This is a genomic window from Pseudomonas sp. 2 (assembly GCF_056627435.1).
On sequence record NZ_JBWXNG010000006.1, the window covers coordinates 1 to 13,430 of the forward strand.

Annotated in this window: 12 protein-coding genes; 3 read left to right on the plus strand and 9 right to left on the minus strand. The window is 62.9% G+C overall.

All coding sequences use genetic code 11. The annotated features are described in order from the left end of the window. Positions 1-72: 72 nt before the first annotated feature. Positions 73-1,332 carry a YbfB/YjiJ family MFS transporter gene (locus AC1MEK_RS11610; RefSeq protein ID WP_480396427.1) on the minus strand — a complete coding sequence of 420 codons (1,260 nt, stop codon included), beginning with the start codon at positions 1,330-1,332 and terminating at the stop codon, positions 73-75. Between the two features lie 164 nt (positions 1,333-1,496). Between AC1MEK_RS11610 and AC1MEK_RS11615 the strand changes: the two genes are divergently transcribed. Together AC1MEK_RS11615 and AC1MEK_RS11620 are read left to right on the plus strand one after the other, a co-directional pair. Further along, positions 1,497-2,075, plus strand: coding sequence for a TetR/AcrR family transcriptional regulator (locus tag AC1MEK_RS11615; protein WP_480396428.1), 579 nt, complete (start codon positions 1,497-1,499; stop codon positions 2,073-2,075). 78 nt (positions 2,076-2,153) lie between these two features. Continuing rightward, positions 2,154-2,387 (plus strand): DUF465 domain-containing protein, encoded by a 234-nt coding sequence (locus AC1MEK_RS11620; RefSeq protein WP_480396429.1) that lies wholly within the window; start codon positions 2,154-2,156, stop codon positions 2,385-2,387. Positions 2,388-2,718: 331 nt separating this feature from the next. Here AC1MEK_RS11620 and csrA read toward each other — a convergent pair whose 3' ends face one another. The 3 genes from csrA to AC1MEK_RS11635 all read right to left on the minus strand — a co-directional run bounded on the left by csrA (position 2,719) and on the right by AC1MEK_RS11635 (position 5,407). Continuing rightward, positions 2,719-2,907, minus strand: a complete 189-nt coding sequence (gene csrA, locus AC1MEK_RS11625; protein ID WP_480396708.1) for a carbon storage regulator CsrA — start codon at positions 2,905-2,907, stop codon at positions 2,719-2,721. Between the two features lie 516 nt (positions 2,908-3,423). After that, a complete protein-coding gene (locus AC1MEK_RS11630; RefSeq protein WP_480396430.1) occupies positions 3,424-4,776 on the minus strand; it encodes a GntP family permease in 1,353 nt (450 codons plus the stop codon). A 115-nt stretch (positions 4,777-4,891) separates the two neighbouring features. Continuing rightward, on the minus strand, positions 4,892-5,407 hold the full coding sequence (locus tag AC1MEK_RS11635; RefSeq protein ID WP_480396709.1) for a gluconokinase: 516 nt from the start codon (positions 5,405-5,407) through the stop codon (positions 4,892-4,894). 271 nt (positions 5,408-5,678) lie between these two features. On the opposite strand from AC1MEK_RS11635, the gene gntR reads away from it, so the two are divergent. Beyond that, positions 5,679-6,695, plus strand: coding sequence for an HTH-type transcriptional regulator GntR (gene gntR, locus AC1MEK_RS11640; protein ID WP_480396431.1), 1,017 nt, complete (start codon positions 5,679-5,681; stop codon positions 6,693-6,695). A 106-nt stretch (positions 6,696-6,801) separates the two neighbouring features. On the opposite strand, the gene AC1MEK_RS11645 is transcribed toward gntR, so the two are convergent. The 5 genes from AC1MEK_RS11645 to glcD all read right to left on the minus strand — a co-directional run bounded on the left by AC1MEK_RS11645 (position 6,802) and on the right by glcD (position 13,412). After that, the gene (locus AC1MEK_RS11645) at positions 6,802-8,979 is read right to left on the minus strand and encodes a malate synthase G (RefSeq protein WP_480396432.1); all 2,178 of its coding nucleotides are present in this window, start codon (positions 8,977-8,979) and stop codon (positions 6,802-6,804) included. Between the two features lie 159 nt (positions 8,980-9,138). Then, a complete protein-coding gene (locus tag AC1MEK_RS11650; protein ID WP_480396433.1) occupies positions 9,139-9,546 on the minus strand; it encodes a heme-binding protein in 408 nt (135 codons plus the stop codon). Between the two features lie 42 nt (positions 9,547-9,588). Then, a complete protein-coding gene (gene glcF, locus AC1MEK_RS11655; protein WP_480396434.1) occupies positions 9,589-10,812 on the minus strand; it encodes a glycolate oxidase subunit GlcF in 1,224 nt (407 codons plus the stop codon). A 3-nt stretch (positions 10,813-10,815) separates the two neighbouring features. Continuing rightward, a complete protein-coding gene (gene glcE / locus AC1MEK_RS11660; protein WP_480396435.1) occupies positions 10,816-11,913 on the minus strand; it encodes a glycolate oxidase subunit GlcE in 1,098 nt (365 codons plus the stop codon). Further along, entirely contained in the window at positions 11,913-13,412 is a 1,500-nt protein-coding gene (gene glcD / locus AC1MEK_RS11665) for a glycolate oxidase subunit GlcD (protein ID WP_480396436.1), read from the minus strand. Before glcD ends, glcE begins: the two co-directional genes overlap by 1 nt. Positions 13,413-13,430: the final 18 nt, after the last annotated feature.

A 13,430-nucleotide genomic window follows, 5' to 3' on the forward strand; every position in this document is an offset into this window, starting at 1 on the left:
GCAGCTTGCTCGCGATCTGGCGCGAAGCGACAGCAAATCCTGTGCACACGGTGTACCTGACACGGCCTGATTTTATTGTCCTGCGCTCAGGCGTGCGCTGCGCATGCGAATGGATCCTCGCACCAGCGCCTCAATCACCAGCGCCAGCACCAACGCTCCGGCACCCATCAGGAACAGCAAGCGATGATCGCCGCCGCTGGCGTTGAACAGCATCGAGTAGCCGTACCCGGACAACGCTTGCATCAGGGCGAATACGGTGGTGGCGCGGCTCCAGGCGGCGCCTTGGGCAGGGGCGTCGTGGGGGAGCAGTTCGTGGACCCGCGCCAGTACCAGGGGCACGATGCCGGGTGGGAAGCTGCCGATGACCAGGGTCAGCGCGGCGATCAGTAGGCTGCTGTGGGAGCTGTAGAGGATGCCAACCACCACGGCCTGCAGGATCAGCACCAGGCGAATGCCGCGCACCGGTCCCAGCCGGTCGGCGATGTAGCCGTAGAGCATCGGGCCGGCCAGGGCGCCGACGCCGTAGACGATCCAGTACACGGCTCCCACGTGGGCGCCCAGTTTCAGATCCCGCGCGACGAAATCCACCAGAAACACCATCAAGGGCACCAGCCCGATCGCCATCAGGCCGAATTGGGCATAGGTCAGGTTGAGCAACAGCCGATGGCGCGGCGGGCGAGGGGCGGGGGCTGTCTGGATCTGCGCTGCTGCCGCAGGCGTTGTTGCCTGGGGCCAGCCCGTCCAGCTGACGGCCGTGAGGATCGCGCAGAACAGCGCGAGGCCCAGCCAGGTGATGCGCAACCCCATGTCCAGCAACAAAGGCACCAGCGTGCCCGAGGCTGCGATGCCCAGCCCCAGGCCGAAAAAGATTGCGCCGCTGGCCAGCCCCTTGCGGGTGCCGGGGATGTGCGGCAGTACGGTCGAGGCCACCAGCACCATGATCGCGCCACCCGCAAGGCCGGAGATGAAGCGCCAGGCGAAGAACCACAAGGTCGACAACGGCACCGCGCAACCGGCGAACGACAGCGTCACCAGCACCATCATCAGGCGCAACGTGCTGCGGTTGGAAAAGCGGCGGGCGATGGGGCGGCCGAGCAGCGCGCCGATGAAATAGCCCGCGAGGTTGGCGGCACTGAGCACGATGATGTCGGAGGTGGCGAACCAGTGGTTTTCAATCAGCGGCGGAATCAGCGGCGTGTAGGCGAAACGCGCCAGGCCGATGCCGACCAGGGTCGCGCACAGGCCGGCGATGATGGCGTGCCAGGGAATCGGTGTGCGCACGGGCGCGTCGCCGGGCGAGAGGGTATCGAGGGTTGTTGCGTCGGGCTGCATGGTCCGGACCTCGGAAGCAAGTGGGCGTCATGTTTGACAGCGATGTCATGTTTGTCATGCTAGTCAAAATTGACATGGCTGACAAGGATGAGGTCAACTCATGCTTCGTTCGCCGGTCGAGAAGTCGGCCGGCTGAACCTTGAACAACGCTGGAGAGCAGAGAAATGGCGGGTGTAAGGCAGTTCGACGAAGACAAGACGCTGGATCTTGCGATGAACGTGTTCTGGCAGAAGGGCCTGAGCGCAACTTCGATGCAGGATCTGGCCGAAGCCACCGGCGTGTTGCGTGGCTCGCTGTACAACGCTTATCAGGGCAAGGAGCAGCTGTTTCTCAAGGTGTTCGAGCGTTATCGCCAGCGCATGACCGCCAGCATGGCCCGGGCCCTGGATGAGCCGTCGATTCGCCTGGCGCTGGAGAACTTCTTCGCGTTCATCATCGGCTCCATGATCGAGGGCACGCCGACGCGTGGCTGCCTGACGACCAAGACCGCAGTCGACGGCATTTCCGAAGTCGATACGATACGCGTGGCCCTGCAGGGCATGCTCGATGACATCGAGGCGCTGCTGCAGCGCAGGTTTCTCGCCGAGGAGCCGAACGGCACGCTGAATCTGCCCGCCGTCGAAGCCTCGCGCCTGGTGTCGACCTTCACCCGCGGCGTGGTGGTCATGGAGCGGATCTACCAGGACCCCGAGCGGCTGCGCAGCACGGCGGCGTCGATGGTGCAGGTGCTGGTCAAGGTGTGACGTCAGGCAAAAGCGTCGAACCTTCGCCGTGAGCTACCCTCAATAACTCAACATCTGTTGTCAGAGGAGAGGCGCACCATGCCGGTCAAGCACGATTTGTACGCGGATTTGAGTATCACCAAAGATGAGATGACCAAACGTCGCGGTCAGGATGCCAAGCTCGATCATCTGGTTGGCCAGTACGACGCTATCGACGCCGACATCGTCAAGGCCGAGGCCGGATCGTCGGGCGATGTCTCGGACGAGCAGCTCAAGAAGCTCAAGGAAAAGCGCCTGTTGGCCAAGGACAGGATCGTCCAGCAGCTGATGTAGTCCAGCTCGGTCGTCAACGCAGCTGAACATGAACGGCCGGTTCGGGGCGCTGAACCGGCCGTTTCTGTTTATGGAGTCAATTGATAGTAATTCTCATTAGTCGCCATCAATAAACGCCAGCCCGCAGACTAGAGCGGTTGCGCTGATATCACGGCGGCTTATTACTGTATGAAGTTTGTTACTTGCCCAACCCAACTTGGTGCACCCGTCACTAGTGTCGGGTTAATGGATCCAAAAGTTGGACATAAAAAAACGGCGTCTGGTTGTACGCCGTTTTAATGAGTCTGCGGTGGGCAGGCAGACTAGCGACTTGGAAGATGAACCCGGGGGATCATTGCGCCTTTTGGTCAGGGGCGATCTCGGCTTGAATACGTTTATAGATCTCTTCACGGTGAACTGAAACGTTTTTCGGAGCGTTGATGCCGAGCCGGACCTGAAGGCCCTGCACGCCCAGAATGGTGACGGTGATTTCGTCACCGATGTTTATGCTTTCGCCGACTTTGCGGGTGAGTATCAACATAATCTTTTCCTTGATGGCCTCTTTCAAGCGCCTCTACCAGGAGGCTGGCGTTAGCCTTTGGGTGGTGTGGTTGCCGAGTGCATCCCAATGTGTCCGTCATTATGACGTCACCGGTGTGCAATTAATTCCCCAGGTTCATCTTCTTGTCATTGGTATGGTCGCTCCTGAGGCCAACGGCATGCGAATTTTGCCTGCTTTTGGCGGTAAATCCCCGTAACAATCGGCTATGACCCTGATAGCCGGATCCGGGGCGGCGCCTATTGCACACTTCTTTGAGATTTATTGCAAAGCGCTCGTGCAAGCGAGTGATGAAATTTTCATTAGATTGCCTGTGAGCGATCTCCTAAGGGAGTGTAGGAGAGTTCCGAATTGCGTGAAGGCAAAGTGGCGTAACTTTAAACGAAATGGCTACAAGCTGTCTCTCGGCCTGTAGTCGCAAGGGCGGGAAGTGTTTCAGAGGCAGAAACGAAATGCCCACCGCGAGGGTGGGCATTGAGCGTGCGATCCGAGAAAAAATCAGACCACCAGCGACAGCAGCATAATGAAGATGATGCCGACCACCGAGAGAATGGTCTCCATCACGGTCCAGGTTTTCAGGGTTTCAGTGACGGTCATGTTGAAGTACTGCTTGACCAGCCAGAAGCCTGCGTCGTTGACGTGGGACAGAATCAGCGAGCCTGCGCCGGTGGCCAGCACCAGCAGTTCGCGGTTCACGCCCGGGATCATGCCGACCACCGGAGCGACGATACCGGCGCCAGTGATGGTCGCCACGGTGGCCGAACCGGTTGCCACACGAATCACCGCCGCCACCAGCCAGGCCAGCAGGATCGGCGAAATCTGTGCCTGCACGGCCATGTGGCCGATCAGGTTGCCGACACCGCTGTCCACCAGCATCTGCTTGAAGCCACCGCCGGCACCGACGATCAGCACGATCGCCGCAACGGGTGCCAGGCTCTGGTCCAGCAGCTTGATGATCTGCTCCTTGCTGAAGCCGCGCGCGGCGCCGAAGGTGTAGAACGCCAGCAGCAGGGCGAACAGCAGCGCGGCGATCGGGTGGCCGATGAAGTCCATCCAGATGCGGAAGATGTGGCCGTTGGGCAGCGCCACGTCAGCGAAGGTCTTGAGCAGCATCAGGAACACCGGCAGCAGGATCGTGATCAGGGTGACCGCGAAGCTGGGCAGGTTTTCGTTGGTCGATTCCTTGGCGATCTGGTCCATCAGTTCCTTGGACGGGTTGCCAGGAATGGACTTGGCGATCCATTTGCCGAAGATGGGACCGGCGACGATGGCCGTCGGGAAGGCGACGATCAGGCCGTAGAAAATGGTCTTGCCGATGTCAGCGTTGAAAATGCCGATCGCCAGCAGCGGACCCGGGTGCGGCGGTACCAGGCCGTGCACGGCGGACAGGCCGGCCAGCAGCGGGATGCCGATCTTGACGATGGACACGCCGCTGCGACGGGCCACGATGAACACCAGCGGGATCAGCAGCACGAAGCCGATTTCGAAGAACAGCGGGATGCCCACCAGGAACGCCGAGAACATCATCGCCCAATGCACGCGCTCCTTGCCGAAGCGGCGGATCAGCGTCTGGGCGATCTGGTCGGCACCGCCCGAGTCGGCCATCAGTTTGCCGAGCATGGTGCCCAGGCCCAGGATGATGCCGACGAAGCCCAGCACGCCGCCGAAGCCGTCCTGGAAGGATTTCATGACTTTGTCCACAGGCATCCCGGAGGTCAGCCCGAGAAAGCCCGCTGCGATGGTCAGTGCTACGAAAGGGTGAACCTTGAATTTGGTGATCAACAGCACGAGGCCGATGATGGTCACCAACGCATCTACCAGCAGATACGTGTCTTGAGTCATGCCAAACATGGGGTGTCTCTCCGTTGTATTTTGTTTTTTTGGAGCTGAAGCAAAGCGCTATCGTTCACTGCCCTGTGTACTCAAAAAGACAGCGCTATCTTTGTCGCTCACGCAGGATCCCGGATCAGGAGCCGGTGAGAGCGTTGCCAGATTCGGTTTGCGATTCACGCCACCAGCCGGCCGCCTTGGCGCCGATGGTTTCGATCGATTGCGTGGCGTCCACCACCAGCGTGCGGTCTTCGCCGTAAGGTGCTTCCAGCGTGGCGAACTGGCTGTCCACCAGGCTCGCCGGCATGAAATGCCCGGGGCGGTGGGAGCAGCGTTCGGTGGCCAGCTCGCGGGTCAGCTCCAGGAACACGAAACCCAGGCCCGGCACGGCATCACGCAGGCGGTCACGGTAGATGAGCTTGAGGGCGGAGCAGGTCAGGACCGGTTTTTCCCCGTTGCGCACGGCTTGCGCGACTTCCTCACCCAGGCGGGTCAGCCAGCCTGCGCGGTCATCGTCGTTGAGGGGGTGGCCGGCGCTCATCTTGTCGATGTTGGCCTGGGGGTGAAAGGCGTCGCCTTCGATCAGGCGTCCGCCGCTGTTCTTGGCGATCTCGGCGCCGACGGCACTTTTGCCGCAGCCGGAAACACCCATTACCACGAGGGCGGAAATAGCAGTTGGAGCAGTAGTCATAAAAACCTCGTCCCGAAGACAGCGCTGTCTTTGCCGAATGGTGTGCAAGTCCGGCAAGACTGTTTCCGGGGGCAGTCATTGTTATGGGTATCTCGCTGATCCATGAGATGCATCGTCCCCACCGTTTGCACGAGTGAAGAAAGTTGCGGGCCTCCGTGAGATAGCGCTACCTTAGAGCCCATCCGACACAATCGCAACCCCTTCGCCTTTCCTTCTGCTTAGTTGGCAACGCATGACTCGCATTGGTTCCCGCTCCACCGGTCGTCCCACTCTCAACGAAGTCGCGAAACTGGCGGCAGTTTCACCCATCACCGCCTCTCGCGCCCTGCGTGGCGTGGCCACTGTCGCGCCGGATCTGGTGGAAAAAGTGCGCGCTGCTGCGCAGAGTCTAGGCTATGTCGCCAACCCTGCCGCCCGGGCGCTGGCATCGTCGCAAAGCCAGTCGGTGGTGGTGCTGGTGCCGTCGCTGTCCAACCAGCTGTTCATCGAGACCCTTGAGGCGATCCAGAACGTGTTGCGCCCGCGCGGCCTGGAAGTGGTGATCGGCAACTATCACTACTCGCCCGTCGAAGAAGAAAACCTGTTGCGCAGCCACCTGGCCAACCGGCCACGGGGCATTCTGTTGACCGGCTTCGACCGCAGCCCGGCGGCGCAGCAATTGCTGGCGGCCAGCGGCGTGCCCTGCGTGCACATGATGGAGCTGGACCCTAGCCGCGCCGAACCCTGCGTGGGCTTCTCCCAGCAGCAGGCCGGGGCAGAAGCGGCGCGACATCTGTTGAGCCGTGGGCGCAAACGCCTGGCCTATGTGTCGGCGCAGTTGGACCCGCGGGTGATTCAGCGCGGCAGTGGCTTTCGCAGCGCATTGGAAGAGCAGGGGCTGTACGACGAAACCTTGCAGATGGCTTCGCCCTTGCCGTCGTCGATTGGCCTGGGCGGCGAGTTGTTCGCACGTCTGCTGGACGAGCATCCGGATGTCGACGGGGTATTCTTCTGCAACGACGACCTGGCCCAGGGCGCGACCCTGGAAGCCCTGCGTCGCGGCATCAAAGTGCCCGAGCAGGTGTCGCTGATCGGCTTCAACGACCTGCCGGGTTCAGCGCACATGGTGCCGCGCCTGACCTCGATCCGGACCCCGCGCGAACAGGTCGGCCAGCGCGCCGCACAATTGCTGCTGGGGTTGCTGGACGGCAATGTGCAGCAGGCGCAGGTGGATCTGGGGTTTGAGTTGGTGGTGCGCGAGAGCACCTGACTGTATCTCTACGTGTGGGAGCCGGCTTGCTGGCGAATGCGTCGGATCAGACAACCCTGTGTTGAATGACACACCGCATTCGCCAGCAAGCCGGCTCCCACAGATTTTATTGCTCTTTTTTGAACGCCAACCGGAACTGGTGCAGCAACGGTTCGGTGTACCCGCTCGGCTGTTCACGCCCTTTGAACACCAACGCACAAGCCGCCTGGAACGCCGTCGATTTCTCGAAGTTCTCCGCCATCGGCTTGTAGGCCCCGTCGCCGGCGTTCTGTTTGTCCACCACCTTGGCCATACGCTTGAGGGTGTCCATCGCTTCGTGCTCGTGGATCACCCCGTGGCGCAGCCAGTTGGCGATGTGCTGGCTAGAGATGCGCAGCGTGGCGCGGTCTTCCATCAGGCCGACGTTGTGAATGTCCGGCACCTTGGAGCAACCCACGCCTTGCTCGACCCAGCGCACCACGTAGCCCAGCAGGCCCTGTGCGTTGTTCTCGACTTCCTCGCGAATCTGCTCGTCGGTCCACTTCGCTTCAGCCGCCACCGGAATGCTCAGCAGGTCAATCAGGATCTGCTCGCTTTCGGCGTTCAGGTCGACCTTCTCCAGTTCTTGCTGAACCGCTTTTACATCGACCTTGTGATAGTGCAGCGCGTGCAGGGTGGCGGCGGTCGGCGAGGGCACCCAGGCGGTGGTGGCGCCGGATTTCGGATGGCCGATCTTCTGCTCCAGCATGTCGGCCATCTGGTCGGGCATCGCCCACATGCCCTTGCCGATCTGCGCACGACCGCGCAGGCCGCAGGCCAGGCCCACCAGCACGTTGCTGCGTTCGTACGCCTTGATCCACGGCGTGGCCTTCATGTCGCCCTTGCGCAGCATGGGGCCGGCTTCCATCGAGGTGTGCATCTCATCGCCGGTGCGATCGAGGAAACCGGTGTTGATGAACGCTACCCGCGCCGAGGCCGCGTTGATACAGGCTTTGAGGTTGACGCTAGTGCGTCGCTCTTCGTCCATGATCCCCATTTTCAGCGTATTGCGCGGGATCTTCAGGGCGTCTTCGATGCGCCCGAACAGCTGGTCGGCAAAGGCCACTTCGGCCGGGCCATGCATTTTCGGTTTGACGATGTACACGCTGCCGGCGCGGGAGTTGGTGCGGTTGTGCAGGTCGTGCAGGGCGATCAGGCTGGTGATCACGCCGTCGAGGATGCCCTCGGGAATTTCCTTGCCGCCGTCGTAGGTGATGGCCGGGTTGGTCATCAGGTGGCCGACGTTGCGGATGAACAGCAGCGAACGGCCGTGCAGCGTGATGGCGCTGCCATCGGCAGCGGTGTACTGGCGGTCGGCATTGAGCTTGCGGGTGAGGGTCTTGCCGCCCTTGACCAGTTCTTCGGTCAGGTCGCCCTTCATCAGGCCCAGCCAGTTGCGGTAGATCACCAGCTTGTCGTCGGCGTCCACGGCGGCCACCGAGTCTTCGCAGTCGATGATGGTCGACAGCGCGGCTTCCAGCAGCAGGTCCTTGATACCGGCCGGGTCGCTGCTGCCGATGGGGCTGGTGGGGTCGATCTGGATGTCGATGTGCAGGCCGTGGTTTTTCAGCAGGATGGCAGTCGGCTTGAGCGCGTCGCCCTGGTAACCGACGTATTTTTCCGGCTGGGCCAGACGCGACTGGCTGCCATCGGCGAGGGTCACCAGCAGTTCGCCGCTGTCCACGGCGTAGGCCTTGGCATCAACGTGGGAGCCCGACGCCAGCGGCGCGGCTTCATCGAGCAAGGCGCGGGCGAAAGCGATGACCTTGGCGCCGCGCAGCGGGTTGTAACCGGCTTTTATTTCCGCGCCGTGCTCGCTGGAGATCGCGTCGGTGCCATACAGCGCGTCGTACAGCGAACCCCAGCGGGCGTTGGCGGCGTTGAGCGCGTAACGCGCGTTGGCCGCAGGCACCACCAGTTGCGGGCCGGCCTGTTCGCTGATTTCGACGTCGACCTTGCTGGTGGTCGCTTGCACCTGATCGGGCACCGGCTGCAGGTAGCCGATGGAGTCGAGAAAGCCGATGTAGGCGGGCATGTCGGTGACCGGGCCCGGATTGGCTTTGTGCCACTTGTCCAGTTGCGCCTGAATACGGTCGCGCTCGGCCAGCAGCTCGCGGTTGAGCGGCGCCAGGTCGTGGACCAGCGAGTCGAAGTCGGCCCAGAAAACTTCCGGGTTCAGCCCGGTTCCGGGAAGCACGTCCTCGTCGACAAAGCGTTTCAGATTGGCTGCCACGTTCAGGTTGTGGCAGGTGACGAATTCGGTCATCTCGGGTTCTCCGTTAAACAATGGTTTGAACGCTGACCCCTGTAGGAGCGAATTTATTCGCGAAAGATATGACAGGCGATGGAGATGTGTCGGATCTGCCGGCCAATCGCGAATGAATTCGCTCCTACAGGGTGGGGGTGGTGAGTTGAATTTCAGCGATTAGCCGGCATTCACTGCCGCCACCCCGGCCTTGGCCACTTGCGCATCCTGGTCGGCCTTGACGCCCGACACGCCCACCGCGCCGATGGTTTCGCCGCCCACGATCACCGGCACGCCGCCTTCCAGCGAGGTCAGCAGGGGCGCGGTGACGAACGCGGTGCGCCCGCCATTGACCATCTCTTCATAGCCCTTGGATTCGCGGCGGCCCAGCGCCGAGGTGCGGGCCTTTTCGATGGCGATGTAGGCGCCGATCGGCGCGCAGCCGTCCAGGCGCTCGAAGCCCAGCAGGTGGCCGCCGTCGTCGGTCACGGCGATGGACACGGCCCAGCCGTTGGCCTGGGCCTCTTTGCGCGCGGCGGCGAGGATCTGGGTGACTTCGGTCTGGGTCAGTACGGATTTGCTTTTCATGAGGCGCTCCTTTGCGAGATTGTGGGGTTCGGGCGTTGCGGTTCAAGCAGGTTGCAACGCATCTTCAATGAGTTCGATCCAGTGCTTGACGGGGGTTCGGCCCGCGCTGGCGAGGTGAGTCTGGCAACCGATGTTGGCGGTGGCGATGACCTCGGGCCGGCCGCTTTCCAGAGCATTCATCTTGTTGTCGCGCAACTGCTTCGACAGCTCGGGCTGGGTGATCGAGTACGTCCCGGCCGAGCCACAGCATAGGTGACTGTCCGGCACCGCGGTCAAATTGAAGCCCAGGCGGGTCAGCACCGACTCCACCGCGCCACCCAGTTTCTGGGCGTGTTGCAGGGTGCAGGGGCAGTGAAACGCCAGTTTTTGGCTGGTGCAGGCGCCGAGCTTTTCCAGTGGCTCGGCACGCAGCACTTCCACCAGGTCCTTGCTCAGTGCGCTGATCCTGGCGGCCTTCTCGGCATAGGCCGGGTCGCCCCGCAGCATGTGACCGTAATCCTTGACGAACGCTCCGCAGCCGCTGGCGGTCTGCACGATGGCTTCGGCACCGGCCTGCACGCTGGGCCACCAGGCATCGATGTTACGCCGGGCACGTTGCAGTCCCTGTTCCTGGGCGTTGAGGTGATAGTCCACCGCGCCACAGCACCCGGCCTGGGCGATGGACTTGACGCTGATGCCTAGCCGGTCGAGCACCCGTGCCGTCGCTGCGTTGGTGTTGGGCGACAGGCCCGGTTGAACGCAGCCTTCGAGGATCAGCACCTGCCGCGCATGTTGCTGCGTGGGGCGGGGCTTGGCCGGGCGCACATTACCGGGCAGCTTGTCCTTGAGCGAGGCGGGCAGCAGCGGGCGAAACGAATTGCCGACCTGGGTCAGGGTCTTGAACAGCCCGGTGTTCGGCACCACCGTGCGCAAGCCTTCGCGCACCATGCGCTGGCCCATCGGGCGCGGCACGGCGGCATCGACCACGGCCCGACCGATGTCCAGCAGGTTGTGGTAGTTCACGCCGGACGGGCAGGTGGTTTCGCAGTTGCGGCACGACAGGCAACGGTCCAGGTGCAGCTGGGTTTTTTCGGTGACTTCGCGGCCTTCCAGCACCTGCTTGATCAGGTAGATGCGACCGCGCGGGCCGTCCAGTTCGTCGCCCAGCAGTTGATAAGTCGGGCAGGTGGCGTTGCAGAAACCGCAGTGCACGCAGCTGCGCAGGATGCTTTCGGCTTCTTCGCCGCGGGGCAGGCGCTTGGCCTGTTCGCTGAGGGTGGTCTGCATGGTTCAGATCTCTGCGTACATACGGCCCAGGTTGAAGATCCCGTGCGGGTCCAGTTGCGCCTTGAGCTGGCGGTGATAGCGCAGCAGCGGTGCGGCCAGCGGTTGAAACGGGCTCTGCGCCAGGCCATGGCTGTAACAGGTGGCGTGGCCGCCGACCGCGCTGACCACGGCGCGGATCTGCTCCTGCGATGCATCGGATTTCAGCCAGCGCTGGGCGCCGCCCCAGTCGATCAGTTGCTCGCCGGGCAGTTCGAGTTCTGCGGTATTGGTCGGCAGCGACAGGCGCCACAGCGGCCTGCCATCGGTGAAGAAATCCAGCCGGTGCTCGTTCAGCGCCTGCCACCAGGCCGGGTCGATGGACTCGCCACCCAGCCGCTCATGGGCCGCGGCCACCGAGCCTTCGCCGCCTTCCAGACGCAGGCGCAACACGCGCCCGTCATGGCTGGCCGCGCTGATCGGCAATGGCTGCTGGCCCCATTCGGCGAGGCGGGCGAGGGCGCGAGCGCCGTCCATTTCCAGCGCAATGCTGGTGCACAAGCGCGGCTTCGGCAGCACCTTCAGTGACACTTCGGTGATCAGGCCCAGGCAGCCGAAACTGCCGGCCATCAAGCGCGACAGGTCATAACCGGCGACGTTCTTCATCACCTCACCGCCGAATTTCAAGTGCTTGCCCAGGCCCGTGATGACTCGCGTGCCGAGCACGTAATCACGCACGGAACCGGCCCACGGCCGACGTGGCCCGGACAGACCGGCGGCGATCATGCCGCCCACTGTCGCATCATTCATTCCGCTGTCTGAAAAGCTTGGCGGCTCGCAGGGCAACATCTGCCCGGCAGCATCCAGCGCGGCATTGAGCTCGCTGAGCGGGGTGCCGGCGCGCGCGGTGATCACCAGTTCCGTCGGGTCATAGCTGACGATGCCGCGATGGATACGCGTATCGAGCACTTCCCCGGCCACTTCGCGGCCCAGAAAGGCCTTGCTGTTGGCGCCCTGGATGCGCAGCGGCAGGCCGCTCTGAATGGCCTGGTTGACCTGATCGAGCAGCGCATCGCTGGCATCGCGATCCTGCGCGCCGATGTTCAATTGACGTTCGGCACCCATCAGAAACGCTCCAGTTCAGGGAAGGGCAGCTTGCCCATGTGCACATGCATCGCACCGAATTCGGCGCAGCGATGCAGGGTCGGAATGTTCTTGCCCGGATTGAGCATGCCGCTGGGGTCGAAGGCGGCTTTCACCGCATGGAACAGGGTCAGCTCATCGCTGTTGAACTGGGCGCACATCTGGTTGATCTTCTCGCGGCCCACGCCGTGCTCGCCGGTGATGCTGCCGCCGACTTTCACGCACAGTTCCAGAATCTTGCCGCCCAGCGCTTCGGCGCGGTCCAGCTCGCCCGGCTGGTTGGCATCGAACAGAATCAGCGGGTGCATGTTGCCGTCACCGGCATGGAAGACGTTGGCCACCCGCAATCCGTATTCGTCGGACAGCGCGGAAATGCCCTGCAGCACGCCCGGCAATTCCCGACGCGGGATGGTGCCATCCATGCAGTAGTAGTCCGGCGAAAGCCTGCCCACCGCCGGGAAAGCGTTCTTGCGCCCGGCCCAGAAACGCACGCGTTCGGCCTCGTCTTTCGCCTGACGCACTTCGGTGGCGCCGGCCTTTTCCAGCACCGCGCGGACCCGGTCGCAGTCCTCGTGCACGTCGGCCTCAACGCCATCCAGCTCGCAAAGCAAAATGGCCTCGGCGTCCACCGGGTAACCGGCATGGATGAAGTCTTCGGCAGCGCGAATGGCCAGGTTGTCCATCATCTCCAGGCCGCCGGGAATGATGCCCTCGGCAATGATGTCGCCCACCGCGCGCCCGGCTTTTTCCACCGAGTCGAACGCTGCCAGCAGCACCCGCGCCACCTGGGGTTTGGGCAGCAGTTTGACGGTGACTTCGGTGATGATGCCGAGCATGCCTTCGGAGCCGGTGAACAGCGCCAGCAGATCGAAACCGGGACTGTCCAGTGCGTCGGAACCCAGCACCATGCGCTCGCCCTCGACGGTGAGGATGTCGACCTTGAGCAGGTTGTGCACGGTCAGGCCGTACTTGAGGCAATGCACGCCGCCAGCGTTCTCGGCGACGTTGCCGCCAATGGAGCAGGCGATCTGCGAAGACGGATCGGGCGCGTAATAAAGATCGTAGGGCGCCGCAGCCTGGGAGATCGCCAGATTGCGCACTCCGGGCTGCACGCGGGCGAAGCGCCCGGCAGGATCAATGTGGAGAATCTTGTTGAAGCGCGCCATCACCAGCAGCACGCCCTTCTCCAGCGGCAGGGCGCCACCGGACAGCCCCGTGCCCGCACCGCGCGCCACCACCGGCACGCCGCGTTCATGACAGAGTTTGAGCAGGGTCTGCACTTGCTCGACCCGCTGCGGCAGCACCACCAGCATCGGCGTGGTGCGATAGGCCGACAACCCATCGCATTCGTAAGGACGCAGCTCTTCGGCGCGGTGGAGGATCTCAAGGTCCGGCAGGCGTGACTGCAAGGCCGCCAGCAACTGAGCCTTGTCGATGTCCGGCAGCGCGCCATCGACGCGTTCGTCGTACAGGATATTCATGGTGGGTGTTTCACCCCG

Bases quoted from the DNA above. Each gene is read 5' to 3' on its own strand.
- glcF (WP_480396434.1), bottom strand. From the start codon at position 10,812: ATGCAGACCACCCTCAGCGAACAGGCCAAGCGCCTGCCCCGCGGCGAA.
- AC1MEK_RS11630 (WP_480396430.1), bottom strand. From the start codon at position 4,776: ATGTTTGGCATGACTCAAGACACGTATCTGCTGGTAGATGCGTTGGTG.
- AC1MEK_RS11645 (WP_480396432.1), bottom strand. From the start codon at position 8,979: ATGACCGAATTCGTCACCTGCCACAACCTGAACGTGGCAGCCAATCTG.
- gntR (WP_480396431.1), top strand. From the start codon at position 5,679: ATGACTCGCATTGGTTCCCGCTCCACCGGTCGTCCCACTCTCAACGAA.
- AC1MEK_RS11615 (WP_480396428.1), top strand. From the start codon at position 1,497: ATGGCGGGTGTAAGGCAGTTCGACGAAGACAAGACGCTGGATCTTGCG.
- glcE (WP_480396435.1), bottom strand. From the start codon at position 11,913: ATGGGTGCCGAACGTCAATTGAACATCGGCGCGCAGGATCGCGATGCC.
- glcD (WP_480396436.1), bottom strand. From the start codon at position 13,412: ATGAATATCCTGTACGACGAACGCGTCGATGGCGCGCTGCCGGACATC.
- AC1MEK_RS11610 (WP_480396427.1), bottom strand. From the start codon at position 1,332: ATGCAGCCCGACGCAACAACCCTCGATACCCTCTCGCCCGGCGACGCG.
- AC1MEK_RS11635 (WP_480396709.1), bottom strand. From the start codon at position 5,407: ATGGGTGTTTCCGGCTGCGGCAAAAGTGCCGTCGGCGCCGAGATCGCC.
- AC1MEK_RS11620 (WP_480396429.1), top strand. From the start codon at position 2,154: ATGCCGGTCAAGCACGATTTGTACGCGGATTTGAGTATCACCAAAGAT.
- csrA (WP_480396708.1), bottom strand. From the start codon at position 2,907: ATGTTGATACTCACCCGCAAAGTCGGCGAAAGCATAAACATCGGTGAC.
- AC1MEK_RS11650 (WP_480396433.1), bottom strand. From the start codon at position 9,546: ATGAAAAGCAAATCCGTACTGACCCAGACCGAAGTCACCCAGATCCTC.